Here is a 25,309-nt window from a genome sequence, read left to right as displayed (position 1 = left end):
AAAACGTGCGTGGGAAATGCCGCTTTTCGAGAGCGTCTGTATCGCGCATCGGCGCGATGGACTGAGAGATGCGGGCCGAGCAGTGCGAAATATCGGCGAAAAAGGACGCCGCGGCGCATGTATACGGACGATCTCAGCCAAATCGATACGCGCTTCGCGCGCCCGGGGTAAAATCCCGGCCAATCGTGAATCGTGCGCGCACCGTCGCGCAGCCGCCAACTAACCGTGGAGCAGCCGTCGCTGCTGTACTCGCAATGCCGAATCCGTCCGAATCGCATCCGCAGAACGACTTCATGAACGCCGCGCGCAAGGAGCGCAAGCGCGTCGAAATCTATCTCGTCAACGGCATCCGCCTGACGGGATGCATCGAGTCGTTCGACCAATACCTCGTTATGCTGCGTACGCCCGTCGGGCTGCAAGGCATCTACAAACGCGCCATCTCGACGATACAGATCGACACCGGCACGCGCCCCGGTCCGCGCGGCCCGCGCCCCGGCGGTTACGGCGAACGTCATGGCCCGCGCGACGGGTCGGGGCCCCGCGAAGGCCGCGAATCGAGAGAGCCGCGCGAGCCGCGGGAAGGATATGGATCGTCCTCGAGCGGGGAACACCGTTCCTCCGAGGGCCCCGTCGTCGTTACGCGGCGCCGCCGTCCGTTCAGCACGCTGCAAAACAACAACCCGTCCACGGATACGAACGGCTCCGATCACCGCGACGAATAATCGCCGCGGCGAGTTCGCCCGCCGTCGATTGTTCGATGGGGGCGCCTCATCGTGCGGCAGGCAACGCCATTATTCCGATCTTTGCTCCCCGGCTGCCGCATAATCGGCGTCCCTGCTAGCCGTTGCCCCTCTCCCTCCCATCGATGCAAGGACGTCCGTATAACGCGGCGTCGCGGCATCGTGCTCTCTGTCGAGCCGATGGTTTGGCATACCATTATGCCGGTCCACTAGAGGCTAGCCCATGCAAACGAAGATCGATTCGACGGCCGATGTCCTGGCGCAATCGTTGCGCGCGGCGATTACGACGGGCGAATTCAGCGACGGGATGCGGCTCGTCGAGCGCGACCTCGCCGCACGATTTGCCGTCAGCCGCATCCCGCTGCGAGAGGCGTTGAAGAAGCTCGAGGCCGAGGGCCTCGTCGAAATCTACCCGAACCGCGGCGCCGTGGTTCGCGCGCTTACGCCGGCCGACGTCGAGGAAATCTATGCGATGCGCACGCTGCTCGAAGGCGATGCGATCTTTCGCGCGGTCAAGCTGATGGACGAGGAAACGCTCGTGCGGGCGGAGCTCGTCCACCGGCTGCTGGGCAAGGCGAAAACGGCCGACAAACAAGGGGAGCTGAACCGCGAGTTTCACGAACGGCTATACGCGCCGTGCGGTAATGCCCGGCAGTTGAAAGCGATTCGCGAATTGCGCGGCCAAGTCGAGCGCTACGAGCGGCTACAAAGTACGCTGCTCGCCGATACGGCCGCGTTTCAGCACGAGCATGCCGCCATCTTGCAGGCATGCCGCGAGCGCGACGCGCGCGGCGCACGCGCTATGACGGTCACGCACTTGGCCAGCGCAAAGCGCATCGTCGAACAGGTTCTCGCGCAAACGCACGGCGAGCGGCAAGCGCCGTCGGGCGCACAAGGCATCCCGCGTTCGGCGGTCTAAACCGAGCGCGGGCCCCTGCTTGCCCACGAAAGCGTATCGAATCGCATGGAGTGCATCGGGCGCGTCGCCCGATGCAGGACGCGCATCAATGTTTGCGACGATGCGAATGCGAATGCGGATGCGCAGCGGGCAGGCCTTGCTGGTTTTCACGCTGCAGCAGATGGATCTGATGCTGCATCGCGCTCAGTTGCTCCTGCGCGGCCACCTTTTGCGTCTGCAGCGCGGCCGCCTCCTCACGCGCTTGCTTCTGGCGGCTCGCGACGAGCGCTTGCTGCTTACGCGCCACCTCGAGATCCGCTTGCAGACGATCGGCGCGCGCTTGCGCCTTCGCAAGCAACGCTTCGGTATAAGCCTTTTGCGCAGCGAGCACCGTGCGCTTGATCTCGACGTCCGCAAGCTGCGCACTGCGCCGCACGAACTCGGCATACACCGATTCCGCGTAGTCGGCGTTCGTCGTCTTGATCACGCGCCAGAAATTCTTCTGCTGAAAGAGGACGGCGTAGTACGTCATGTCCTCGCCGTGCAGCAGCAGGCTCGCGCCATACGTCCCGTTGTAGGCCGTGCGCAGTTCCGAGAGCTCGTTACCGCGCATCAATTGTTGCAATTGCGCAACATCGCCCTGACCATCGCCCCCTTCGTCAGCCGCCGATGCGGACTGATCCGGCGACGTGACCGGGCTCGACAACTGCGTCGATGCGACCGTCGAAGCGGTCACGGCAGGTGCCGCCGGTGCGGCCGGAGCCGCTGCCGCCGGTACGACGTTTGCAGTGTCGTCAGCGGCCGACTGCGCTGTGGCGCAGCCGTTGATACCCAATCCCCCGATTGCGATAAGCGCTGTCAGCGCGGTCCCCCGCATACGCGAATAGTGGCTCATGTGTCGTTTCCTGCTGGAATAGTTCTGCTTTTGAGACAGCTTGACTCAAGCGCGCCATTATCCCTCACTTTCCCGCGTTTCGGGCTCCTCATCGAATATCTGGTACTTGCGCATTTTTTCCCACAAGACTTTCCGGCTGATCCCGAGGTATTGTGCTGTGTCTTGCCTGCGCCACGCGTTCGATGCGAGCGCGGCGAGCACGCGCTCGCGCTCGGCCATGTCCCATTTGCTGCGATCGACGAGGGCCTGCGCCACGCTTTCGGCCGGTGCGGGCTGGGCATTGCGCGCATGCGCGATTAGTCTGCGCAAACGCGACGCATCCCACGCGCCGATCTGGCGCACGGTTACGCCGATCCGCTCGGCTAGGTTGCGCAACTCGCGTACGTTGCCGGGAAAGTACGTATCGGCCACGGCATCGGCGAGCCAGTACGGAATCTCGGGCAGCCGCGCGAGCCGCTCGGCGCCGACCACCGCGGCGATGAAGGCCTTGAAGATCGCAATCTTCTCGACCGCGCCGCGCTCCTCCAATGAAGGAATGCGCAACTCGATCACGGCCAGCCGGTAGTAGAGATCGGCGCGGAAGGCGCCGTCCTTCACGAGTTGTGGCAGATCTTTGTTCGTCGCCGCCACCAGCCGGAAATCGACCTTTACGGGCATGGCCGATCCGATGCGCGTCACCGCGCTATCCTCGAGCACGCGCAGCAGCTTCACCTGCTGATAGAGCGGCAAGTCGCCGATCTCGTCGAGAAACAGCGTGCCCCCGTCGGCTTGTTCGAAGTAGCCCTTGTGCGCGCCGACGGCGCCCGTGAACGATCCCTTGGCGTGCCCGAAGAACAGCGACTCGAACAGGCCGTCGGGAATCGCGCCGCAGTTGACCGCGACGAACGGGCCGTCGCGATAGCGGCTGTGTTTCTCGTGGAGCAGTTGCGCGATGCGCTCCTTGCCTACCCCGGTCTCGCCGCGAATCAGCACGCTCGTGTCGCAATCGGCGAACGTATCGACCTCGTGCAGCAACGCCTGCATGCACTCGGATTGGGCGACCAGCACGCTTGGCTCGAGCGCCTGCGCCGCGTGCGCGCGCAGTTGCGTCAGCAGCTTCGCCACCATGCCGCGCAACTCCGCGCACGTGAAATCGAGCGGCAGCACGTGCGAGTATTCGGGCGGGTACACGGCGGGGTCGCGCTCGCGCGGCAGTGCACCCACCCAAATCACAGGCATGCCGGTATGCGCCTGCCAATCGCGCAGCTTGGCGCCGCCGCTCGATATCACGCTGACGCTGATGACGGCTAGGGAGGCGCGCGACGCATTGCCCTCGGGGGCGCTCGTCATGTCGTCGGCGCGGATCACGTCGACGTCGAAGCTGGACATGCAGCGCACCACGCGCTCGACGATGTCAGCCTTGCCCTCCCAGACATAAATGTCCAGTTCCTCGATCGTATGGCTGGTTCTCATCGTTATTAGAAGTCCTAAACATCAATAAACCAGTTTCGACGCGCCGCATGAGAGCGAGAGGTCATGCACCGTCGCCACGCCGACTTGCACGCCGAGCAACTGCAACAACGGATCGACGGCCGCATCGATCCCCGAGAGCAACTGACTCAGAGCCGGCTGAAGCACGGTCAGCAGCGTGTCCGCGAATGCGCCGACCGGCAAGGACAGGCCGCCGAGCAGCGTGACGTCGAGCGAATCGGGCTCGGCGAGCGAGGCGGCAAGGCCGTCGAGCGCATGGGACAACACGCTGCCGACGGCGTTCGAATCGGCGCTTTGATAGGACGAATCGCCGGCCGGCGCCGCGCCCGCAAACGTCAGCGTCGCGGCCGACGACGGCGGCACGACCGCCGGCAGCGCCGCGTTTGCCGTCACGGTCACGACGTGCGCGACATTCACGAGCGTTGCCGGCCGCGTGCAGGAAAAAGGCTGGGAGGCCGAGAGGTCCACGGGCGGATCGCCTAGGCAAACATTCGCCAACCCGGGCTGGACGCCGATCGTCGACGTGCTGGCCGCTTGCGTCGGCGCGCAGTTCGTAGACTGCAGCCACGCCGTGCCGGGTGCGCCTTCGAGCGAGAGCGGAAGATGCAGGCCGACATTACCGACGACGGGCAGCGCCGGCGTGCCGAGCGCGACATCGAGGTAAAGACGTACTTGCGCCGTGTTCGCCTGCGTTCGCCACCGATGCCGGACCGGATCGATGCCCGCCTCGCCGACGGCGAGCACCGGCGGCTCGACGATTTGCACTTTCAGCGTCGCGCCGAAGCCGGCGATTTGAAGTCCTGCCGCGATATCGATGGGGGGCTGCCCCGCCCGCGCGATTTCGGCCGCGACCAGTAGCGCGTCGAAAGGGCTGAAGGTCGCATCGAGCGCGCTTTGGCCGTCCGCCGCGTCGAGCGCGATCACGCCGCGGCCGCCCGGTCCGTTGCCGAGCGGAAACGAGACCGCGCTCGCGCTCGAGCCGCCTGCGATCGCCTGCAGTGTCGCGACATCGGTTTGCAAGTTCGCATCGGCGATCGACGTGGACGATAGCGCCGCAATCATCAAGCGGGCCAATTGTTCGATATCGACCTGCGTTGCCAATAACTGATCCACCGTACCGACGCCCGCCGCGGCCACGACATCGCGCACGCGCACCCGCGCATCGGCCAGCGACGCGTACGAGGCGACGGACAGATTCAAGTTCGCGCCGAGCAACGCGTTGAGCAATGCGCCGGCGAGTCCGCCTTGCAGTTGCGCGAGCGTCGTGCCGACCGTGAACGCGCCGAGATTCGTCGCCTCGGCGGTGGCGCTGGCGCTGATCCGCCGCGCGGGCCCGAGGAAAAAGTACGGGACGTTGCGTGTCGCCGTGACCTGCACGGCGTTCAGGGGCGTGGCCGTGTTCGACGCGACGAAATAGCTCGGGCCGGCATTGGCGCTCGTGTCCCAACGGCCGCAAACTACGTTCAGCGATTGTCCCGCCGCATCGGCCGAGAAGCCGTTGGCCGCGGCGTTCGCACGAGCGATCGCGGTCGGCTTGACGCACGCGTCGTCCATCGTCTGCGCCGCGGCCAGCGCCGCCAGATCGACAGTACGCTGCAATGCGCGGCGCGCGAAGAACGCATTGCCCACGTCGAGCGCGCCGGGCGATGCGATCAAGACCGTCATGAACAGCGCGACGATCGGCGCGATCGTGCCGCGCTCGCCGCGAAGCGCCGGCGGTATACGGGTAGCCGGTGGACGATCGAGAGCACGGCGCATCGAGTTGCTCGGCACGATGAAGGTTTGCTCAGTTGACACCCGGCGGCTGGGCCGCGCCGGAACCCGCGCTCCAACGATCGACGCGCCCCGCCCCGCCCTCGCCCGAGAGCGTCGAGCCGAACGATTCGGGAATCCTCGTACGAAACGAGTTCATGTATCGCTCATAGGCCAACGTCGCTTGGGCGCCCGGCATGGGCAACGCGGGCGCGGCCGCGGCGTTCGTGCGTTGCAACTCGAGCCACGCGCGCGTGCTCCGGCCGATCTCGGCTGCATCGTCTCCGCTCGTCGTTTGCGCATTCACGCCGGTCGTTGCGCAAGCGCCGGCCAGCACGAGGGCCACGGTCACGGCCCGCCACACCACCTGATTCATAGTCGGCTCGTCTCGGTGCATCGCTTCCTCGCTCGTTCGTTCTACGTCGCTCATTGATCGTTGCCCTCGGAAGATGTCCGCGCATCGAAGCCGTCGTGTGCCGACCCCGTCCCTATCTTGAAGGCGCGGGCCGCCTGAGCGACTCGTCCCGCATCGTCGCGCACCGCCGCACGCACGGCAGGCGTGAACTGCCGCTCGTCCATCAACGTGCGCGCTTGCTTTGCGCGGCCCTGCGCCAGCAAGAGCAGGACGACGTTCGCCTGGACTCGCGCGCTCTTCGGATCGAGTTCCGCCGCCTGCATCAAGGGCACGCGCGCGCCCGCGACATCGCCCTCTCGCAGCCGCGCATAACCGAGATCGGAAAGTGTCGCGGCGTCGGTCGGGGCCAGCGCGGCCGCTCGTTCCAACGCTCGGCAAGCGCCGCGAAAGTCTCCGGCGGCGCCCGCCAGCAAGCCGAGCCCGTGATACCCCTGCGCGGCGAGCGGCGTGGCGAGCAACGCTCGATACGCCTCGGCGCTCGCCCTCGCCTGCGCCGTGTCTCGCAACGCCTGGGCACGCAGGAACGTCGAATCGGGCGTGACGCCGTACTGCTTTTCATAAGCATCGATATGCGCGAGCGAGGCGTAATAGAGTCCTTGGCGCTGCATCCGGTCGATCAGGGCGAGGTACATGCCCGGCGTGTCGGGCGCGCTCTCTTTCTCAGCCGCCGCCTGTGCCGCCGCGCGTTCCGCCTGTGCGAGCGCGCCATAGCCCGACGGCTTGAACGCGCAGGCCCCGCACGCGAACGCAAGCGCGACGGCTACGCTTGGGCGCACCCTCCCCATCCTCGTTTTCATCGATGCACTCCCGCCAGCGACCGGATCACGGCGAGCAAGCCCGGACCGGCCGTCACGATCAAGAGGGCGGGCAGCAGCGTCAGGATCATGACGCCCGTCATCTTGACCGTGACTTGTCCTATCTTTTCGCGCAATCGCGCGCGCCGCGTCTCGCGCAACCGGTCGCCGAATTGTTTGAGCGGCTCTTGCACCGCGCCCCCGTGCCGATCGACCTGAATCATCAGCCGCACGACCGCGCGTAGATCCTCGTTGTCGAAACTCGCCGCCAAACGCTGCAACGACTGCTCGCGCGTGCGCCCCGCCACGAATTGACGCTGCGCCAGTTCGAGTTCTCCCGCGAGCACGGGCAGCATGGCGCGAAAGTCGTTGATCGTGACCTGCAGGCTTTGGTCGAGCGACAAACCCACACCTTGCAGCAACCGCAGCAGATCGACGAGCACCGGCATCTCGTCCGCCACCGCGCCGCGGCGCCTCGCGGCTCGACGCCCGAGCACGAATTTCGGCACCATGAAGCCGGCCGCAAAGGCCCCCACGACGAACGCGACGCGGTACGGACCCGGTATGCCGGCGCCCCAAAGCCAAGTCGCGATCGGCGGTGCCGCGGCCGCGCAGACCAGCCGCGAGAGCAGAAAAAAGCCGCGCGCGTTGATATCGACAAAACCGCATTGCTCCAGCAGACGCCGGTCCTCGGCCGCGACGACTTGCCTGCCGAGCGGCGTCTCCAGCCAACGCGCGCCGGCCTGGCCGCACCGCGCGCGCCATGAGGCGAGGCGCCCCACCACGATCTTGGGCGAAGCCGCGACAGCGGGCGCGGCGGACGTCTCGCCATGCTGCCCAGGCGCGCTCGGCGTCATGTATCGCGCCTGCGGCACCATACCGGTATCGAACCGCATGCGCGTAGCCATGTCGCCGGGGGTCGCGGCGCTCGCGGAACTCGCGGCCGCGCGCCTGTCGAGCGCGTTCTGTAACGTCCGGGCCCCGCGCCGCGCGAGCTTGACCCGTTCGAAGGCGACGTAAGCCAGCAATAGGCACCCCAGCGCGCCCAAAGCCAGTGCCAACGCAATGATTCGATCGGCTCGCATCGATCACGCCCTCAGCCGCGTCATGCGATACAACAGATAGCCGCCGATGGCCTGCAAGGCAAAAGCGAGACAAACGAGCCGGCGCCCGTCGGCATCGCCCCACATCGCCTCGAAGTACGACGGGTTCGTCGCGATCAGAAAACCACCGATCAAGAGCGGCAATGCAACCAGCACCCAGGCCGAAAGCCGGGTTTCCGCGGACATCGCCGACAGCTCTCGCTGCGCCTGCTCCAGATCGCGCATGAACGCCGACATTCGTTCGAGCATGACATCGGCACGCCCGCCGTATTTGACCGACAGACGCAAGACCGCGCCGACGAATTCGAATTCGCGCGTCCGATAGACGAGCGCGACATGGGCCAGCGCGCGATCGATCTCCGCGCCGGCGCGCATCATGCGCGAGACATGATCCAGGCATTCGCGCAGCGGCGCCTCGGTGGTTTGCAACGCGGCCTGAAACGCGGCGGGCACGCTATTGCCCAGCGTCACGAGCCGCACGATGCCGTCGAGAAACGCGGGGAGCTGGGTGACGACCGCTAGGCGCCGCCGTTGCGCCCGTGCCGTCACCGCGAGCGCGGCGGCCGCGCCCGCTGCGATCGCTGCGGCGCACGCCGCCACGATGCCCATGCGCGCCGCGATCCAAACGACGCCGAGCACGAGCACCGCCAATGCGATCGTCATAAGTTTGCCCGCGCTGGCCAGTCCCGCCCGCACCGCAATATGCTCGAGTGCTTGCGTTAAGCGCGAGACCGCCTCTTGCCTCGCTCTTTCCGTCTGCACGGGCAAAGGCATCGGTTTGAGCGTTGGAGGCTGCGCAACAGCCGATAGCGGTCCGGAGCCGGCAGCGGCCAAGGCCACGCGGCGCTCGACGAACCGTTCGACGCCGCGACTGCGCTGGCCGCGAACGGAGCGTTGCCAAAGCAAGAGCCCGAGCGCGACGCAGGCCAGCGCCATTGCGAGCAACCATGCCACGCCCTTAGACACGGAACCCTCCTTGAGAGAAACCGTCCCCGAGCACGCTTCTGAACCGGGCGAGCTTCGGCGAGTGCGGATGGATACCCAGCGAAACCCAGTGGTCCAACTCTTCCCCGTCGGCCCCGGCAACCGGTTCGTACCGGTACAGCTCCTGGGTGGCGATGATCGTATCCGAGAGACCGGTGACCTCGGTCACGGATAAGATGCGGCGCCGGCCGTTGGAGAGCCGGCCGATTTGGACGATGAAGTCGATCGCGTTCGCGATTTGCCGGCGCAGACTCGATTCCGTGCCTTGAAATCCCGCGAAGCCCGCCAGCATCTCCAGCCGATACAAACACTCGCGCGGCGAACTCGCGTGAACCGTGCCCATCGATCCGTCGTGTCCCGTGTTCATCGCCTGCAGCATTTCCAGCACCTCGCCGCCCCGCACCTCGCCGACGATGATGCGGTCGGGCCGCATCCGCAACGTATTGCGCAAAAGATCGCGAATCGTGACGAGCCCCGAACCGTCGAACCCACCCGGCCGGCTTTCCAGACGCACGACGTGAGGATGGTTGAGAGAGAGTTCGGCCGTATCCTCGATCGTCACGACGCGTTCGGGTTCGGGGATATGAAACGCGAGCGCGTTCAACAGCGAGGTCTTACCCGAGCTCGTACCGCCGGAGACCAACACGTTGCAGCGCGCCGCCACGGCCGCCTCGAGCAGCGCGCCGATTTCGGCGTTGTACGTCCCGTTGGCGAGAAGATCGGCCGGCCGCAGCGGATCCTTGCGAAACTTGCGGATCGAGACGACCGGTCCGTCGATCGACAGCGGCTCGATGACGACGTTCACGCGCCCGCCGTCGGGCAGGCGCGCATCGACCATCGGATTGGATTCGTCCAAGCGCCGGCCGATCGGCGCAAGGATGCGGCGCACGATGCGCAGCAAGTGCGCGTTATCGGCGAAACGCACCGGCATTTTCGTCAAGATACCGTGGCGCGACACGTATACGTCGCGATAGCCGTTCACGAGGATGTCTTCGACGGCAGGGTCGCCGAGCAAGTCCTCGATCGGCCCGAAGCCTGCCAACTCCTTGGTCAGCGCCTCGGCGATCAGTCTTACCTCGCTCTCGTTGATGGGGATGCGGCGCAGCCGCACGAAGCTATCCATCTCCAGATCGACGAACTGGTTGATCGCCGTGCGCGACCAGCGGCCGAACTCCGCGCCGAGTTCTTCGATACGCGTGAGCAGATGCTCGTGCGCCGCGTTCTTGATGTCTTGAAACTGCTGCGTGTGCGCGAACGAGGACGCATCGTCGGCAAATTCGATTTCGTTTGCCATCGTCTATGACCGCTTCCGTGGGAGGTGGATGAATCGAGCCAAACGCGCGAAGCGCGCCGGCGCCGCGGCGTTCCCGGGTACCGCCGAACTGCCGGCATACCCGTATTGCCCAGGCGCAATGCGTTCGGCAAGCGCTTCGAGCGCGCGCACGTACGGGTCGCGCTCGGCCGTATCGGTTAGCAACTTGCCTTGGTTGGCCGCTTGCAGCAGGGGCACGCGCCGCGACGGCAGCGTAGCGACGAGCGGCAAGGCAAGCCGGGCTGCGATTTGCTCGGCCGTCAACCCGAGGCGCGCATCGTACTTGGTGACGACGATGCCGATACGTCCCGTATCGAGGGCAGCCGCCTCTAGTCCGCGCAGCAACTCGACGGCCGACACGAGCGACGCGATCGCCGGGTCGCACACGAGCCAAACGTCATCGGCGGCCTGGGCCACCTGCGCGACGAATTCGTGGTTCGAAAAGCCCCCAAGATCCACGATCTGATGGTCGAAGAATGTCCGAAGGCGCGTCAGCAAAGCGACGGCCGATGCGTAGGACACGGTTCGAAGCGCCGCCAAATCGGGCGCGAGCGCCGTCAACGCGAGCCCGCTCGAGTGGCGCGCGAGGGCCGTGTGAACGAACGTCTCGTCGAATCGGCCGAGATTGCGCACTGCCTCCACGAAATCGAATTCGCTTGGCACGTCCAAATAAAGCAGATCGTCGCCCGCCGGCAAGCCTAGATCGATGAGCGCGGCTTGCCGCCGCTCGGGTGTGCCGCGTTTTTGCACGATCACGCCGAGGTGGGCCGCCAGCGTCGAGACGCCGACGCCTACCCGCGCCCCGAGCAGCACCGTCAGCCGGCCGTGGCGCGCCGGTATCCGCGCCTTGTTCTCCAGTGCCTCGCGCGCGATTCGCGCAGCCTCGTGCGCATTTCCCGCGAGATCGATGAAATCGCGCACCCCCGCGCGCAGCGCGGCCACCGCCCCTTCCGGTTGCGCGAGCCTGCCTACCGCGATGATGGGCGCTTGCGGCGCCGAGGCGCGCGCGGCCTGCACCGCGCGCGCGGCGGATTCGATCGACGCGCCCGAAAAATCGACGAACACGATCGACGGCCGCAGCACGGCGATGCGTTGAGCGAGCATCGCGGGTTCGAGCGGCGCGCGCTGGACCTCGCCGATCGTAGCGAGGACATCGCTAAGCCAGCGCACGCTCGCCTCGTCGCTCGATCCGAAGAGGAACGGCAAGGCGAGCGTGCGCGCCGCTTCGCTAGGCAATGGGGCTCTTGCGTTCATGGTGCGCTCCTCGTCCGTCATCGCGAGAACCCGGGCCCGGCGTCGCCCGATAGCGCACCGCCCAAATACGATCGCCACACCGGCCCGCCGCGTTGCTCGGATTGCTCGCCGGGCGCGGCCGGCAATGCCGCGTCTTTCGCCAGCGGCGAGATCAGATGCGGCGTCACGACGATCACGAGCTCCTTGTCGTTTTGCTGGTAGTTCAATTGCTTGAAAAACGCGCCGATGACGGGCAGATCGCCGAGCAACGGCACCTTGCTGACATTGGACATCGTTTCGCGATCGATGAGCCCGCCGATCACGAAGCTTTCTCCGTCGCCGAGCTCCACGGTCGTATCGGCGCGGCGCGTCGTGATCGCCGGCACGGATACCCCGTTGATCGTGACGGCATTCTGGAAGTCGAGCTGACTGGCCTCCGGCGCGACCTTCAGCGCAATACGTTGCGCGCTGAGCACGGTCGGCGTCAGCGTCAAGCCGACACCGTAGGGTTTGTAGTCGATCGAGGTGGTGCCGAGCGCCTGTGGCACCGGCACGGGGATCTCGCCGCCCGCGAGGAAGCTCGCGCTTTGCCCCGATAACGCGACGAGCGTGGGCTCGGCGAGCACGCGCGCGAGATTGTTGCTCTCCATCAGACTGAGGTCGGCGAATAAGCCGCGGCCCGCGGAATTGAGCACGAGGTTGAATGCCGATGCGATCGGTACGGTACTCGTGACCTGAAAGCTCGACGTACTGCCTCCCGACACCGAATTCAAGCCTGACGGCGCAAACGTGCCGAACGAAAAACCGTTGCTCTGCTTGAACAAGTTCAGCCCGGCTTGTTTGAGGACCGTCCGGCTGAATTCGACGACACGGACATCGACCTGCACTACGCTGCGCGTCGCGACGCTCGATTCGTCTACGATGTTGCCCGCCTCGAGGGCGCTCGCCTTGCCGTCTCCCGCGGGAGCGCCCGCCGCCGCTTGCGCATTGCCGCGCAGCCCGTTCGCACGGGCGCTTGCATTGACCGCGAGCCGGGCCAGATCCGTGCCGCGCCGATGCGTCTCCATCGTCGGCGTATCGCCCGAGACCACGACATCGCGCCCATAACTCTCGACATTCGGCGCGCCCTTGCCTGCAAGCGTCGCCGCCGCACCGGGCTCGACGACGAGCGTAACGGCGCGCGGCGCCGACCGCCCCTGCTCCCACAACAGCAGGCTCGTGCGCCCCGGCGCCTTGCCGATCGCGAGCACGCCCCCGCGGCCGTCGCCGTCGCGAATCACGAGCACGTCGGCGACGGCGGGGTCGGCTACCGCCACGCGCGCGAGCCGCACGCGGGGTTCGAGCTGCCGTTGCTCGCCGACCGCCAAGGCGATCGTCGCGGGGCTGCTAGGCTCGGCCGCGCGCACGCGATCGCCTGCCGCGAACGCAATGCCCGCCGCGCCGTATAAGAGCAGCGCGGCGCAACACGCGCCTACCCACGCCGTTGCGCGCCAATTTGCCAATGCCGTTACTTTCGCCATGTAGTCGATGGGCCTCGTCCTGGGCCTTGTTGGGAGTGCCGATCAATTGCCGAGCGTTTGCGCTTGGCCGCCTCGTATCACCTCGATGCCCGTGCCGGCATACGTGCGTGTTGCATGTACGGCATGTACGGCGTGTCCGCGTGCGGGCACGGGCGCAAATGCGCTTTCACGCGATAGTTCGCTCAGCGAAACGCCGGCCGCCGCTTGCGCCGAGGGCGTCTGGCCGACGCCGAGCATCGTGCTCGCGCGTAACGTTCCTTGCCCTGCCCCCGCGCCGGTGGGCGAAATCGCCTCGTCGTCGCGAGGATTGCGTAAGGCCAGCAAAAGGTGGCCCGCACTGTCGGCCAGCGCGAGCCGATCGACTTCGGCCGTCGGCACGGCCAACACCGCCGTATGCGCACTCACTCCGAACTGTGACGGATTGCCCGCGCCCGCCGCGGTGGTCCCGAACGCGAGGACGCGTACCCGCGAGAGCAGCAAACGCGTTTGCGATTGAGCGACTTCCGCGTGCGGCCCCGCACTCATGCCGTCGCGCTTGAGCGTCAAGAAGACATCGACGAAATTGCCCGGGCGCACCCGTTCACCGACCGAACTCGCCTCGTCGACGTGGATCGCCACTGCGCGTTCACCCGGCGCGACCTGCTCCGCGAATCCCGACGACAATTGAGCCTCGAGCACGGGCACGTTCGCGCCGATGTCGGTGAGCGGGACGCGCCGCGCGACGAGCGAGACATCGGCAAACGCACCGCTTGGGCGAACCGGCAGCATGACGACGCGCAGATCGTCGCTCGCGATCGCCGCGCCGGCCGGCAGCACATGCGCGGCGATCACGACGGGAAACGTCGAAGGCGCGACGGGGGCCTTGACGACGGCGGGGGGCTGATTAGGGTGGCGGCTCAATGCCCACGCGTAAAACGCGAGCATCGCCGCGGCCGCGATCAATGCGACCGCCACCATCTTTGTTAGGTTCAGATGCTTCATGCTCCCTTCCTAGGGGACTTCGTACCCGCGATACGCAGGTGGGCCCCGTTGCGCTCATCGACACGCTCTTGCGATCGACCGTCGCTCACAGCACGTTCTCCGGGTCGATCTGTACCGTTGCGGCGCTAGACAACGTTTGCGGCAAAGCGAGACTCAACAGCGGCAGTGTCGGTACGAGCGGATGATTCGCGTAGTCGTAGGTCAGCGTGATCCGCATGCACGACATGGCGTTGTCGTAGCTGCAGTTCTGTACCTGCGAGGCGCACTGCGCGTAAGCGCCGAGCCAGCCGCTCGCCTGGCCGGCGACCGTGCAGGCGTTGCTGCCGCGCGCGGCCAGCGCCGCGGCGATGCTGGCCGCGCTCTGGTAATTGAGCGCCGCGCGCGCGCCCTCCTCGGCGGCTAGGGTCAAATTCTGTTCGGCGACGAAGAGCACGCTGTAAGTCACGATGCCGTAAAGCACCAAGAACAAGAGCGGAAAGACCAGTGCGAACTCGACGGCCGCCGTGCCGCTGCAACGCCGGCGTATCCGCGCCCCATCGGCGGCGCGTTTCAATGGACCGCTCCGTGCCATGCTCGCGCGAGCAGCTCGAGCGATGCCGCTGCCACCAGCAAGGCCGCATAGGGCGTCGCGCGGCGAGTGCCGAGGGCGAACGTGGGCTGCCCGTTGCGCCACGGCAACCAAGCCGAGTTCGTACTCGGGCGCATCCGTTCATACGCGAGCAGCCAAAGCGCGTGCAAGGCCGATGCGAGACTCGCGGCCACCCATACGTCGAGCAGCGCCCTCGCGCCGCACCATGCGCCGAGCACGGCGAACACTTTGACGTCGGCGGCGCCCATTACGCCAAGCCCGAAAAACGGAAGCAAAGCGATGAAGCCGACTAGGGCGCCGAGGACGGCCACCGCCGACGTGACACCGAACGGCGCCGCATGCAGCACGGCGCATGCGATGGCGGCCATACCGCCCACCGCGACGAGCAGGTTCGTCACGCGGCGCGTGCGGCAGTCGAACCAAGCGACGAGCGCGGCCCAAACGGTAAATAGAGCGCTTGAAAGCGACATGCTTAATATCGAACAGCCCGAAAATGACAGAATCGATCCCTGCCGATTGCGCAACGCAATCGGCACATCGAAACGCTCTAGAGAAAAGCGTAAATCGGCGATTTAATATTTCGTTACAAACCGCGCCATCAAGTTTTGATAGCGGCGGCGACGGTGGTGAACACCGCTTGGATATTCGTACTGACAGAGCCGACCACCGTGGCGATAGCGGCTGCGATGAGCCCGGCGATCAGTGCATATTCGATGGCGGTTACGCCGCGGTCTTCGATAAGGAAACGCTTGACGAGCTTGTTCATGATGCCCCTCGAAAAATCGACGAACGTCGCGCGGGATTCACTCGCCGGCACGCAACGAAAGGCCGGAGCAAACTTCGTTGCCCGACTGAGTGTGCTTCGTGATAAGGCTTCGCTGACTTGCCGTTGGCCCGCAATGCGACTATGGCGTTGCGTTTTAGTAATGAACTGCAAGCGATGAATCGATAGCGTCCTCCTGTCCTTATCGGCATTGTTTTTTGTCTTATAGCCGATGCGAGTTGACGACCCGTTTTCACTACACGGCGACTCTACCCTCATCGACGGCGCCTTGTGATCGCTTTTGAGTTAGGGCAAACGATAGTTTAGATTAGGTCTACTAATTTTCGACGTCTCTTTAGATGCGATCGACGCGGCTACCGTATCGAGCTTCGAACGATGTCACGTTACGGCCGCGCGAGTAACAGCCCGGCCCGCTCGTTACGTTACGTTCGCCGCTCGCCGCATCGTATCCCGGGGCCGGGGCCCGCTTCGCCCGTGCGCCTCGCTCGCCTGCTCACCTAACTCTCATCGGCCTTTGACCGCGGCGCGACCAAACGGGCAGCGCCTGTGTGCGTACGTTGGCATAGCCATTGCAGAGCTTGCGCCCGCAACGAATCCGATAAACCCAAAGCGAGGAGCAGCAATGGACACACAGAAACGAGGCGGGGGTTTGCACAAGACGTGGGGGGCCGCGGCCGTGGCAACGATGCTGGCGCTCACGGCCTGCGGCGGGTCGGGCACGCTGAGCCAAGGCCTTGGATCGGGGAGCGGGTCGGGCGGTGCGCTTGCTTCCAGCGGCGGCGCCACGGGTGGCGCCACTGGATCGGGCGGAAGCGGTACGACGAGCGCGAGCGGTGGCGGCACCGCCTCGGATGGCGGTACCGGCGGCACGGGCAACGGCGGTGGCAACGGCAGGGGCGCCTCGGGTTCGGGCGCGACGGCAAACGCAATCGGCCAAGTGCTGGGAAGCGGCGGCGATGTGGTCGGCGCAACGGGCTCGACGATCTCGAGCCTCGGCACGCAAGTCGGTCAGCAGTCGTTGCCCGGGGCGAATCCTCAAAGCACGCAAGCGGCCGGCGCGGTCGTTCAAAACGTCGGCGCGGCAGTATCCACGCTGGGCATCGGCATCTCCCAAGGACTCGGGCAGCTCGGCGCCACGAGCAATCCGATCGGCACGACGCTTTCGAGCGCCGGGCCGGCGGTGTCCCAGCTCGGCAATGCCGTCACGAACGCAGGCGCGCTCGCGACCAGTCTCGGCGCGAGCGGACCGCTCTCCGCCCTCGCCCCCTTGACCGCGCCGCTTGGCGGTGCGCTCGGCACGCTCGGCAACGCCGTCTCCTCCGGGGGTGCGGCGCTCGGCGGCACGCTCGCGAGCGGGGCCGTGCAGCAAATCACTCAACCGCTCAGCGGCGCAATCGTCCCGATCACGTCCACGCTGGCCTCCACGACGCAAACGGTGGGAATGATGACCGGCGCGGGGCCGCAATTGGCCGGACTGCTCGGGACCGTCGGCGGCGGTCTGAAGCAGGCGGGCAGCGCGGTCGCGACGGCGGGCGGCAACCCCGTCACCGGCGGCCTCGGCAATGTCCTCGCATCGAGCGGTACCGCAACCACGGCGCTAGGAGGACTCGTCACGGGCACGAGCGCCGGGGGTGCGGGGAGCCCGGCAAGCGCTGGCGGCGGCAATCCATTGGCGCCGGTGACGGGTTTGCTCACGGCCGTCACGGGCGCGCTGACCGGCGGCGCGAGTGGCGCCGCCGCCGGCTCGAACCCGCTCGCCGGACTCACCTCGCTCACGAGCGGACTCGCCGGACCACTCACGAAGAAATAACGCCCAGCCCACGAGGAGCACACCATGTCCAAGAAACAGCAACGCTTGATCATCGAAGCGGCCCGCACCAACGCAACGACGCTGCGTGCGCCGTTCACGGCCTTCGCCGTCGCCTACTTGCTATCCGCGTGCGGCGGCAGCGGATTGACGGCGCCGCCCGCCGCCGCCTCGGCAGGCGGTACCGTCACGCCGACACCCTCGCCCAACCCCACACCGGCGACATCCAACGCCACCTCGGGCGCGTTGACGACCCTGGGTGCGACGGCGGGCGATTTCGGCGAGACGATCTCGTCGACGGCAATTCCCGGCGTCGATCCCGCGGTCGCGCAAGGCGTGGGCGGCACCGTATCGGCGACGGGCGGCGTCATCGACGCGGCGGCCGACGCCGTGAGCAACGGCCTCGGACAAATCGGCTCGACCCCGGACCCGGTCGGCACGACCGCGGCAGGGCTCGGCTCGATCGTCGGGGCGACCAGCGGCGTCATCGCCGGCGTCGCGTCCACGGTGAACGCGCTCGGCACGGGCCCGCTGGCCCCGCTCGCGCCGGTCACGACGCCATTGGCCGGTGCGCTCGATACGGCCGCCAACGGCGTGAGCGCCGGCGGCCAGGTGCTGGCCAACACGCTGGCCTCGTCTGCCGTTCAGCAAGTCACGCAGCCGCTCAGCTCCGCCATCACGCCACTCGTCGTCACGCTGGGACAGCAAACCCAGAACGCCGGGACGACAACCGGCATCGGCGCACCGCTCTCGGGAGCGCTCGGCCAAATCGGCGGGGCCGTGCAAAGCGCCGGAGCGCAGGTAGCGGGCACCTCCGCGAATCCGTTGACAGCCGATGTGGGGCATCTCGTCTCGAGCGTCGGCAATACCGTCACGAATGCGGGCGGTCTCGTCAATCCGAACGGCCCGAACGGCGCGGCGCCGATTCCCGGCCTGATCACGGGCCTCGTGGGCAGTTCGACGAACTCCGTGCAACCCGGCGGGGCATCGGCCGGCACGGGCGGCGCCGGGCCGCTGTCCTCGCTGACCGGGGCGCTCGGCGGTACGAGCCCGAGCTCCTCGCTGACGGGTGCCATCGGATCGAACGGCGGCGCGGCACCGCTCTCCGCATTGACGGGTGCATTAGGCTCGGTCGGCAGCGCCATCGGCGGCACGACCACCGCCGGTTCACCGGCGAGCGGCGCGGGCTCGCTGCTCGGTGGAGCGCTTCCGCTCGCCGGCAAGCTGCCGTAACGATCGCGTCGCCATCAGGGCCGCACTTGCGGCCCTTCGCATGGCGCGAGGTTAGCGGGGGAGACCAGAAACAAATAAGAGACGCGAACGAAAGAGGTGATCCGGCCAGGCTCGCCCATCGACGGCCAACGAGGACGAAAAATGATTACGAGAACAAACCATTGGCTTTGGCTCGCCATTGCCGCGACTGCGGCAAGCCCGGCCACCGCGCAGACGAAAGCGAGCGCGAGCGGCAACCCGCTCGAAGGGCTCCCGCAGATTCAAACGCCGCGCCAAACGCCGAACGTCAGCGTGCGAATCGAACCGAAGGCGACGCAGTTGCAGCGCTTGCTCGACACGCACCTGACGCCGCGCGCGTTCCGGATCGAAGGCGTCAAGGCCGTCGAATTCGCCGAGGTAGCGCGCTATTTCTCGCCGCTCGCCGGGAAGGACGTCACCATCGGTCAGCTCGTCGCGGCGGCCAATGACGTGACGCGGCTCTACGAGCGCCACGGCTACGCCCTATCGTTCGCCTTCGTTCCCGCTCAGACGTTCGAGAACGGGATCGTACGCATTACGGTGGTCGAAGGTTATATATCGAGCGTGAATGTCAAAGGCAACCCCGGGCGCACCGAGCATAAGATCCGCGAAATTGCCGAGCATATCCGCAACGAGCGCCCGCTCAAACGCGCGAGCTTCGAACGCTACGTCAATGCACTAGGGCTGCTGCCCGGCGTCAAGATCGCCGCGACCGTACAACCGCCGACCTCGACAGACGGCGCAACGTCGCTCGACTTGGACGTAGAGCGCAAGGCGTTGAACGTCGCCACAGGCATCGATTTCCATCACCCGGGCGTGCAAGGACTCGTCACCGTGACCGAGAACGGTCTTGCCTCGCTCGGCGAGGACATTAGCGTCTCCGCGCTCGCGCCGAAAGGACGCGACAACCAGACCTACTACGCCGCCAACGGCGCCTTGCCGATCGGCAGCGAAGGGTTGCTCGCGAAACTGAACGCCTCGCACTATCACGGCAATCCCGTCGACAATCCCGGATTGCCGGCATATGTAAAACGCACGGTCGTGGCTGACAAACTCGGCCTCGCGGCGGCCTATCCGCTTTATCTCAGCAATGCGCGCAGTGTCCTCGGTACCCTTTCGGCGTACGCATCGCACGACGAGAACCGATACGAAAACACCTTGACCGGCGCCGCGATTGCTTTGCGCTCGCAGGTGCGCGCGGTGCAAGCCCAGATCGATTATGTCGACACGCGCCCTGGGCAGACGCGCCGCGCGAGCTTCAACGTCGCCAAGGCGTTCGATTTGCTCGGCGCATCGAAGGCAGGCGAGACGAACGTGCCGGGCTTCGTGCAGAGCAACCCCGCTTCGCTGACCTTCGTTCGCACAGGCGCGAGCTTTTCGCAAACCAACGATTGGCCCTTTAAGCTCGCGACAGCGATTGCGTTCACGGGCCAGTACAGCGCCGATTCGCTGCCGACCTCCGAGCAGATAACCTTCGGCGCACAGCGTTTCGCGCTCGGCTACGAGCCCGGCGAAGCGTCCGGTGACTCCGGTTTCGGCGCCTCGTTCGAGCTCAATCGCGCGATCACCGTGGGCGCGCGTTACATGCAGACGTTCACGCCTTACGCCGCGTGCGACATGGCGCGGGTCTACCTGCATACGGGCACGAGCGCCCCCAGCAAGCTCGCGTCCGTCGCACTTGGATTTCGCATCACGGACAACAAGCATTACAACGTCGATCTATCGATCGCCAAGGCCGTGGGCGACGCGCCGATCGAAAGCCCATCGCGCAGCCCGCGTTTAAACGCGACGTTTTCGTATCAGCTTTATTGAGTGCGGGGACGCCGCGCTGCCGGATCGGTGCGGTCCATCTGATTAGAGGTACCACTATCAAAAGAGCCGCGCTTTTCGCGCGTATCCTGACCGGATTCTCACAAGACGCGGCTCGCCGCCGCGCACCGAACGACAGACGGTTCATCATCAGGAGGAAAACATGACGCACTTCTCGACGCCCAAGCGGACAGCCTGGAACACCCTCAAACACGCCACCGTGGCCGGCGCTTTGCTGGCGGCGGCCGCCGCCGCATTCGCACAAGGCCCCGATACGCCGGTAGGCGTATGGCAGACCATCGACGACAGCACGCATCAGCCGAAGGCGCTCGTGCAAATCTCGCAAAGCGACGACGGCACGCTGAGCGGCAAGGTTATCAAGGGCCTCGATCCGCACGACAAGCCGGGCAAGCTCTGCACGGCGTGTACCGACGAGCGCAAGGATCAGCCGATTCTAGGCATGACGATTATCAAGAGCATGAAACAGGACGGCGACAAGTGGGACGGCGGCAGCATCCTCGACCCGGAAAACGGGAAGGTCTACAAATGCAACATGCATCTCGAGAACGGCGGGCAAAAGCTCGTCGTGCGCGGCTACATCGGTATTTCGCTGCTTGGCCGCTCACAAACGTGGATCCGCCAAGACGCCGCGCAGGCGAAGAACTGATCCGTGCGATGCGCGACGGGCTGCGCCCCGGCGCGCCATACACCGCCTAAGCCGCGCGGCGCAGCGACGCAAGATACGTCAGCCTCGGCAAATCGACGGTGACGAACGCCGGCGACGGCGCCGTGCGTGGCTTCGGGGGGCGCTTCTCGCGCATCCGCGCCTTGATCGTATCGCACAGCGCCACACCGGCCTCGCCATACAATTTCGTCAGCACCTGCTTGAACACGCCTGCCGAGTACCACGTCATAAAGCGCCGGTGACAGGTTTGATAGGCGGGATAGCGCTTGGGCATCGACGCCCAAGCCGCGTTGCTATAGATCACCCATAGCACGCCGTTGAGCACAGCGCGCGTATCGGTCACGGGACGCCCCCGGATCCGCCCGCGAGAGCAGAGTTCCGGGAAGAGCGGCGCGATACGCGCCCATTCGTCGTCGGTAATGTCGCAATGTGGGTTCATCCGCGCCTCCTTCTCCAAACGAGAAAAGGCACGATATGCCCCCAGGCACGCGCTGCCTATCGGAATACTCCGAAAGTGCAACGCGCGGCACGGCGGCGTTACGTCAGCGTCGCATCGACGATCCTGCGCGGCGTCTCCAGATACTCCTTCGACTGCATCTCCACGAGACGCGAGACGGTCCGGCTGAACTCGCCCGCCATCGGGCCTTCCGTGTACAGCGCTTCGGCGCGCACGGCCGCCGACATCAGCAGTTTGACCTTGTGGTCGTAGAACACGTCCACGAGCCACGTGAAGCGGCGGGCTTCGGAGGCCATGCGCGGCGACATCTGCGGAACGTCCGAGACAATGACCGTGTGGAAGCGCGTCGCCAGTTCCAAGTAGTCGTTTTGCGAGCGCGGTCCGCCGCACAGCGTGGCGAAGTCGAACCATACTACGCCGTCCGCGCGTCGCAGCGCCTTGATTTCGCGCTTTTCGATATGCAGGATCGGACTCTCGTCGGGCACCGCGGTCAACTGGGCATAAGCCGCGCGCAGCGCGCGATCGGCCTCGGCGCCGAGCGGCGTGTGATAGACGCTCACCTGCGCCAGCGTGCGCTGGCGGTAATCGACACCCCCGTCGACGTTCAGTACGTCTAGCTTGGACTTGATGAGTTCGATCGCGGGCAATAGCCGGTCGCGATGCAAACCGTCGGGGTAGAGCGTATCGGGATGGTAGTTCGACGTCATCACGAACTGCACGCCGTTCGTAAAGAGGCGGTCGAGCAAGCGATACAAGATCATCGCATCGGCAATGTCGGACACATGGAACTCGTCGAAGCAAATCAAGCGATATCGCTTCGCCATGCGTCGCGCCAATTCGTCGAGCGGATCGGCCTGCCCTTTGAGCTCTTCGAGTACGCGGTGCACGTCGCGCATGAATTCGTGGAAGTGAATCCGCGTCTTACGCTGCACCGGCACGACCGCGTAAAAACTGTCCATCAAAAAGCTTTTGCCGCGGCCCACGCCGCCCCACATATAAACGCCGCGCGGCAACTGCGGATGGACGATCAGCTTGCGCAACGCCGACGAACGACGCGCCTTATAGGCGACCCATTCCTCGTAGCACTGCTGCAGGCGATCGACGGCCGCGCGCTGCGCCTCATCGGAAGCGTAACCGCGCGTCTTGAGCTCGTGCTCGTAGTATTCGATGACGTTCATCGTGCAGATACAAAAAGAAGAAGGCGGGAGGGGTCTGCCCTGCCCGCCTTCATCGTGGCGTCTCGCTGCCGGCCTATCGAGGAGCGCGCGGCCGGTGCGTGAGCGTTACTTATTGAGCGAGCGTTTATCGACGTCGAGCGCTGCTTCGCGCATCACTTCCGACAGCGACGGGTGCGGATGGCAGATGCGGCCGATATCTTCGGAGGCAGCCTTGAACTCCATCGCGACGACGGCTTCGGCGATGAGGTCCGATGCGTTCGCCGCGATGATATGCACGCCGAGCAGTTCGTCCGTCTTCGCATCGGCGATCATCTTGACGAAGCCGTCCGACTTCGCGATGCCGAGCGCGCGGCCGTTGATCGAGAACGGGAATTGCCCCTTCTTGATCTCGCGGCCTTCGGCCTTCAGTTGCTGCTCCGTCTTACCCACCCAAGCGATTTCCGGCTCGGTGTAGATGACCCACGGAATGCAGTTGTAGTCGATATGCGGTTTTTGACCGTCGATAACTTCCGCCACCAGCACGCCTTCGTCTTCCGCCTTGTGCGCGAGCATCGGCCCACGCACGACGTCGCCGATCGCATAGACGTTCGCCACGCTCGTGCGGCAGTGATCGTCCACGTCGATGAAGCCGCGCTCGTTCGCCTTCAGGCCGATCGATTCGAGACCGAGGTTATCGGTGTTCGGCACACGGCCCACCGAGACGATCAAGCGATCGGCTTCCAACGTCTGCGCGTTGCCGTCCTTATCCGTGTAGGCGATGCTCACGCCGTCGTTGGACGTCTTGACTTCGCCGATGCTCACGCCGAGGTGAATGTCGAGGCCTTGCTTCTTGAAGACCTTCGCCGCTTCCTTGGCCAGGGCTTCGTCGGCCGCGCCGAGGAACGCGGGCAGCGCTTCGAGTACGGTCACTTGCGCGCCGAGACGGCGCCACACCGACCCCAGTTCGAGGCCGATGACGCCCGCGCCGATGACGGCAAGCTTCTTCGGCACGGATTCGAATGCGAGCGCGCCTTCGTTATCGGCGACGATCTTGTTGTCGACCGGCACGTTCGGCAGGTGACGCGCCTTCGAGCCCGTGGCGATAATGACGTTCTTGGCCGAGACGACTTGCGTGTCGCCTTCGCCGCTGACTTCGATCTGCACGCCGCCGTCGTTCTTGCCGACGAACTTGCCGTGACCCTTGAGCCACGTGATCTTGTTCTTCTTGAACAGGTACTCGATGCCGCCCGTCATCTTTTCGACGATGCCGTCCTTGCGGGCCATCATCTTCGCGACGTCGATCTTCACGTCGCCCACGCTGATGCCGTGCACGTCCAGATGATGCGAGGCGTTCTCGAACTCCTCCGACGAAGCCAACAGCGCCTTCGACGGAATGCAGCCCACGTTCAAGCACGTGCCGCCGAGCTTGAGCGCGCCGGCCGGGTTCTTCCACTTCTCGATACAAGCGACGGTCTTGCCGAGTTGCGCCGCGCGGATCGCGGCGACATAGCCGCCCGGGCCCGCGCCGATCACGACGACGTCGAATTCTTGAGACATGACAATCCTTTTGAATGCGCGGCGGCGTAAGGCTCAGTTACGCGCCGCCGCGGTTTCGATCATTGCGACTGGGGGCGCCCGCTCGGGAATGAGCGGGCGCAAGCGGCGTTACAGGTCGAGCAGCAGGCGCGCCGGATCTTCGAGCGCGTCCTTCATGGCGACGAGCGAGAGCACGGCTTCGCGGCCGTCGATGATCCGGTGATCGTACGAGAGCGCCAGATAGTTCATCGGACGGATGACGATCTGGCCGTTTTCGACGACAGGGCGCTCCTTCGTCGCGTGCACGCCGAGGATGGCCGATTGCGGCGGGTTGATGATCGGCGTCGAGAGCATCGAACCGAATACGCCGCCATTCGAGATCGAGAACGTACCACCGGTCATTTCCTCGATCGACAGCTTGCCGTCCTTCGCCTTTTGACCGAACTCGGCGATCTTCTTTTCGATATCGGCGAGCGACATTTGGTCGGCGTTGCGCAGGATCGGCACGACGAGGCCGCGCGGCGAGCCGACGGCGATCCCGATGTCGAAGTAGCCGTGATAGACGATGTCGTTACCGTCGATCGACGCGTTCACGAGCGGGAACTTCTTCAGCGCATGGACGGCAGCCTTGACGAAGAACGACATGAAGCCGAGCTTGACGCCGTGCTCCTTCTCGAACTTGTCCTTGTACTTGTTGCGCAGATCCATGACCGGCGCCATGTTCACTTCGTTGAACGTCGTGAGAATGGCGTTCGTTTGCTGCGACTCGAGCAGACGCTCGGCGATACGCGCGCGCAGACGCGACATCGGCACGCGCTGCTCGGGGCGGTTTTGCAGCCACGATTCGGCCGAAGCCGGGGCCTTCACATCGGGCAACGACGGCTTGGCCGGCTTGGCGGCCGGGGCAGCGGCGGGCGCGCGCGCGGCGGGGGCGCCCGCCGAGAGCACGTCGCCCTTCGTAATGCGGCCGTCGCGGCCGGAGCCTTGCACTTGGTCGGCCGACAGGTTCTTTTCGGCCATCAGCTTGCCGGCGGCGGGCGAAGCGACGCTCGACGACGCCGTGGCGCTTGCAGCAGCGGGCGCTGCCGCGGCCGGAGCGGCGGCAGCGGCGGCGGGAGCAGCGGCAGCGGCCGGAGC

The 25,309-nt window shown here is 65.7% G+C and carries 24 protein-coding genes; 6 read left to right on the top strand and 18 right to left on the bottom strand.

Features of this window, described 5'->3' with window-relative positions; genetic code table 11:
* The first annotated feature begins 254 nt into the window (after positions 1-254).
* Together hfq and DXT59_RS13280 are read left to right on the top strand one after the other, a co-directional pair.
* On the top strand, positions 255-722 hold the full coding sequence (hfq, locus tag DXT59_RS13285; RefSeq protein WP_116137359.1) for an RNA chaperone Hfq: 468 nt from the start codon (positions 255-257) through the stop codon (positions 720-722).
* 241 nt (positions 723-963) lie between these two features.
* Positions 964-1,659 carry a GntR family transcriptional regulator gene (locus DXT59_RS13280; RefSeq protein WP_116137358.1) on the top strand — a complete coding sequence of 232 codons (696 nt, stop codon included), beginning with the start codon at positions 964-966 and terminating at the stop codon, positions 1,657-1,659.
* 85 nt (positions 1,660-1,744) lie between these two features.
* Here DXT59_RS13280 and DXT59_RS13275 read toward each other — a convergent pair whose 3' ends face one another.
* The 14 genes from DXT59_RS13275 to DXT59_RS13210 form a co-directional block, all read right to left on the bottom strand.
* Positions 1,745-2,533, bottom strand: a complete 789-nt coding sequence (locus DXT59_RS13275) for a DUF2968 domain-containing protein (RefSeq protein WP_116137357.1) — start codon at positions 2,531-2,533, stop codon at positions 1,745-1,747.
* A gap of 57 nt (positions 2,534-2,590) precedes the next feature.
* Positions 2,591-3,985, bottom strand: coding sequence for a sigma 54-interacting transcriptional regulator (locus DXT59_RS13270; RefSeq protein ID WP_116137356.1), 1,395 nt, complete (start codon positions 3,983-3,985; stop codon positions 2,591-2,593).
* Positions 3,986-4,006: 21 nt separating this feature from the next.
* Positions 4,007-5,761: a TadG family pilus assembly protein gene (locus DXT59_RS13265; protein ID WP_240324500.1), complete on the bottom strand. Its 1,755-nt coding sequence runs from the start codon at positions 5,759-5,761 to the stop codon at positions 4,007-4,009.
* A 28-nt stretch (positions 5,762-5,789) separates the two neighbouring features.
* On the bottom strand, positions 5,790-6,185 hold the full coding sequence (locus tag DXT59_RS13260; protein WP_240324499.1) for a DUF3613 domain-containing protein: 396 nt from the start codon (positions 6,183-6,185) through the stop codon (positions 5,790-5,792).
* Entirely contained in the window at positions 6,182-6,967 is a 786-nt protein-coding gene (locus DXT59_RS13255; RefSeq protein ID WP_205417423.1) for a tetratricopeptide repeat protein, read from the bottom strand. The genes DXT59_RS13260 and DXT59_RS13255 overlap by 4 nt, the downstream gene beginning before the upstream one ends.
* On the bottom strand, positions 6,964-8,049 hold the full coding sequence (locus DXT59_RS13250; protein WP_116137355.1) for a type II secretion system F family protein: 1,086 nt from the start codon (positions 8,047-8,049) through the stop codon (positions 6,964-6,966). Before DXT59_RS13250 ends, DXT59_RS13255 begins: the two co-directional genes overlap by 4 nt.
* A 3-nt stretch (positions 8,050-8,052) precedes the next feature.
* Complete coding sequence (locus DXT59_RS13245; RefSeq protein ID WP_420823388.1) at positions 8,053-9,033, bottom strand: type II secretion system F family protein; 981 nt, start codon at positions 9,031-9,033, stop codon at positions 8,053-8,055.
* The gene (locus DXT59_RS13240; protein ID WP_116137353.1) at positions 9,026-10,345 is read right to left on the bottom strand and encodes a TadA family conjugal transfer-associated ATPase; all 1,320 of its coding nucleotides are present in this window, start codon (positions 10,343-10,345) and stop codon (positions 9,026-9,028) included. Before DXT59_RS13240 ends, DXT59_RS13245 begins: the two co-directional genes overlap by 8 nt.
* 3 nt (positions 10,346-10,348) lie before the next feature.
* Entirely contained in the window at positions 10,349-11,617 is a 1,269-nt protein-coding gene (locus DXT59_RS13235; protein WP_162878068.1) for a fimbrial protein, read from the bottom strand.
* A gap of 17 nt (positions 11,618-11,634) precedes the next feature.
* Entirely contained in the window at positions 11,635-13,116 is a 1,482-nt protein-coding gene (locus DXT59_RS13230; protein ID WP_116137351.1) for a type II and III secretion system protein family protein, read from the bottom strand.
* Between the two features lie 42 nt (positions 13,117-13,158).
* Positions 13,159-14,097 (bottom strand): Flp pilus assembly protein CpaB, encoded by a 939-nt coding sequence (cpaB, locus tag DXT59_RS13225; protein ID WP_116137350.1) that lies wholly within the window; start codon positions 14,095-14,097, stop codon positions 13,159-13,161.
* Positions 14,098-14,182: 85 nt separating this feature from the next.
* The gene (locus DXT59_RS13220) at positions 14,183-14,650 is read right to left on the bottom strand and encodes a TadE/TadG family type IV pilus assembly protein (RefSeq protein ID WP_240324498.1); all 468 of its coding nucleotides are present in this window, start codon (positions 14,648-14,650) and stop codon (positions 14,183-14,185) included.
* Positions 14,647-15,156: an A24 family peptidase gene (locus tag DXT59_RS13215; RefSeq protein ID WP_116137348.1), complete on the bottom strand. Its 510-nt coding sequence runs from the start codon at positions 15,154-15,156 to the stop codon at positions 14,647-14,649. The genes DXT59_RS13220 and DXT59_RS13215 overlap by 4 nt, the downstream gene beginning before the upstream one ends.
* Before the next feature lie 128 nt (positions 15,157-15,284).
* Positions 15,285-15,452 carry a Flp family type IVb pilin gene (locus tag DXT59_RS13210; protein ID WP_102646698.1) on the bottom strand — a complete coding sequence of 56 codons (168 nt, stop codon included), beginning with the start codon at positions 15,450-15,452 and terminating at the stop codon, positions 15,285-15,287.
* A gap of 640 nt (positions 15,453-16,092) precedes the next feature.
* Between DXT59_RS13210 and DXT59_RS13205 the strand changes: the two genes are divergently transcribed.
* The 4 genes from DXT59_RS13205 (at position 16,093) to DXT59_RS13190 (ending at position 21,004) form a co-directional block, all read left to right on the top strand.
* A complete protein-coding gene (locus DXT59_RS13205) occupies positions 16,093-17,280 on the top strand; it encodes a collagen-like triple helix repeat-containing protein (protein WP_116137347.1) in 1,188 nt (395 codons plus the stop codon).
* 24 nt (positions 17,281-17,304) lie between these two features.
* On the top strand, positions 17,305-18,510 hold the full coding sequence (locus DXT59_RS13200; protein WP_116137346.1) for a collagen-like triple helix repeat-containing protein: 1,206 nt from the start codon (positions 17,305-17,307) through the stop codon (positions 18,508-18,510).
* Between the two features lie 141 nt (positions 18,511-18,651).
* Positions 18,652-20,340, top strand: a complete 1,689-nt coding sequence (locus DXT59_RS13195) for a ShlB/FhaC/HecB family hemolysin secretion/activation protein (protein WP_116137345.1) — start codon at positions 18,652-18,654, stop codon at positions 20,338-20,340.
* Positions 20,341-20,500: 160 nt separating this feature from the next.
* On the top strand, positions 20,501-21,004 hold the full coding sequence (locus DXT59_RS13190; protein ID WP_116137344.1) for a DUF2147 domain-containing protein: 504 nt from the start codon (positions 20,501-20,503) through the stop codon (positions 21,002-21,004).
* Positions 21,005-21,050: 46 nt separating this feature from the next.
* Here DXT59_RS13190 and DXT59_RS13185 read toward each other — a convergent pair whose 3' ends face one another.
* From DXT59_RS13185 to odhB, 4 genes are all read right to left on the bottom strand, one after another.
* On the bottom strand, positions 21,051-21,461 hold the full coding sequence (locus DXT59_RS13185; protein ID WP_116137343.1) for a transposase: 411 nt from the start codon (positions 21,459-21,461) through the stop codon (positions 21,051-21,053).
* Between the two features lie 98 nt (positions 21,462-21,559).
* Positions 21,560-22,657, bottom strand: a complete 1,098-nt coding sequence (zapE, locus tag DXT59_RS13180; protein WP_116137342.1) for a cell division protein ZapE — start codon at positions 22,655-22,657, stop codon at positions 21,560-21,562.
* A 105-nt stretch (positions 22,658-22,762) separates the two neighbouring features.
* Positions 22,763-24,193, bottom strand: coding sequence for a dihydrolipoyl dehydrogenase (gene lpdA, locus DXT59_RS13175; RefSeq protein ID WP_116137341.1), 1,431 nt, complete (start codon positions 24,191-24,193; stop codon positions 22,763-22,765).
* Positions 24,194-24,301: 108 nt separating this feature from the next.
* Positions 24,302-25,309 (bottom strand): 2-oxoglutarate dehydrogenase complex dihydrolipoyllysine-residue succinyltransferase (gene odhB / locus DXT59_RS13170; RefSeq protein ID WP_116137340.1); only part of this gene is annotated, 1,008 nt, incomplete at its 5' end.

This window comes from Trinickia diaoshuihuensis, from assembly GCF_003390925.1.
Taxonomy (GTDB): Bacteria; Pseudomonadota; Gammaproteobacteria; order Burkholderiales; family Burkholderiaceae; genus Trinickia; species Trinickia diaoshuihuensis.
Note: the sequence above shows the minus strand (reverse complement) of the source record. Positions and strands in the feature narration are given on the sequence as shown.

Bases quoted from the DNA above. Each gene is read 5' to 3' on its own strand.
- DXT59_RS13255 (WP_205417423.1), bottom strand. From the start codon at position 6,967: ATGAAAACGAGGATGGGGAGGGTGCGCCCAAGCGTAGCCGTCGCGCTT.
- DXT59_RS13250 (WP_116137355.1), bottom strand. From the start codon at position 8,049: ATGCGAGCCGATCGAATCATTGCGTTGGCACTGGCTTTGGGCGCGCTG.
- DXT59_RS13215 (WP_116137348.1), bottom strand. From the start codon at position 15,156: ATGTCGCTTTCAAGCGCTCTATTTACCGTTTGGGCCGCGCTCGTCGCT.
- DXT59_RS13265 (WP_240324500.1), bottom strand. From the start codon at position 5,761: ATGCGCCGTGCTCTCGATCGTCCACCGGCTACCCGTATACCGCCGGCG.
- DXT59_RS13190 (WP_116137344.1), top strand. From the start codon at position 20,501: ATGACGCACTTCTCGACGCCCAAGCGGACAGCCTGGAACACCCTCAAA.
- DXT59_RS13280 (WP_116137358.1), top strand. From the start codon at position 964: ATGCAAACGAAGATCGATTCGACGGCCGATGTCCTGGCGCAATCGTTG.
- DXT59_RS13260 (WP_240324499.1), bottom strand. From the start codon at position 6,185: ATGAGCGACGTAGAACGAACGAGCGAGGAAGCGATGCACCGAGACGAG.
- DXT59_RS13230 (WP_116137351.1), bottom strand. From the start codon at position 13,116: ATGGCGAAAGTAACGGCATTGGCAAATTGGCGCGCAACGGCGTGGGTA.
- DXT59_RS13195 (WP_116137345.1), top strand. From the start codon at position 18,652: ATGATTACGAGAACAAACCATTGGCTTTGGCTCGCCATTGCCGCGACT.
- DXT59_RS13185 (WP_116137343.1), bottom strand. From the start codon at position 21,461: ATGAACCCACATTGCGACATTACCGACGACGAATGGGCGCGTATCGCG.
- DXT59_RS13210 (WP_102646698.1), bottom strand. From the start codon at position 15,452: ATGAACAAGCTCGTCAAGCGTTTCCTTATCGAAGACCGCGGCGTAACC.
- lpdA (WP_116137341.1), bottom strand. From the start codon at position 24,193: ATGTCTCAAGAATTCGACGTCGTCGTGATCGGCGCGGGCCCGGGCGGC.
- DXT59_RS13240 (WP_116137353.1), bottom strand. From the start codon at position 10,345: ATGGCAAACGAAATCGAATTTGCCGACGATGCGTCCTCGTTCGCGCAC.
- DXT59_RS13270 (WP_116137356.1), bottom strand. From the start codon at position 3,985: ATGAGAACCAGCCATACGATCGAGGAACTGGACATTTATGTCTGGGAG.
- DXT59_RS13275 (WP_116137357.1), bottom strand. From the start codon at position 2,533: ATGAGCCACTATTCGCGTATGCGGGGGACCGCGCTGACAGCGCTTATC.
- cpaB (WP_116137350.1), bottom strand. From the start codon at position 14,097: ATGAAGCATCTGAACCTAACAAAGATGGTGGCGGTCGCATTGATCGCG.
- DXT59_RS13205 (WP_116137347.1), top strand. From the start codon at position 16,093: ATGGACACACAGAAACGAGGCGGGGGTTTGCACAAGACGTGGGGGGCC.
- DXT59_RS13200 (WP_116137346.1), top strand. From the start codon at position 17,305: ATGTCCAAGAAACAGCAACGCTTGATCATCGAAGCGGCCCGCACCAAC.
- DXT59_RS13235 (WP_162878068.1), bottom strand. From the start codon at position 11,617: ATGAACGCAAGAGCCCCATTGCCTAGCGAAGCGGCGCGCACGCTCGCC.
- zapE (WP_116137342.1), bottom strand. From the start codon at position 22,657: ATGAACGTCATCGAATACTACGAGCACGAGCTCAAGACGCGCGGTTAC.
- hfq (WP_116137359.1), top strand. From the start codon at position 255: ATGCCGAATCCGTCCGAATCGCATCCGCAGAACGACTTCATGAACGCC.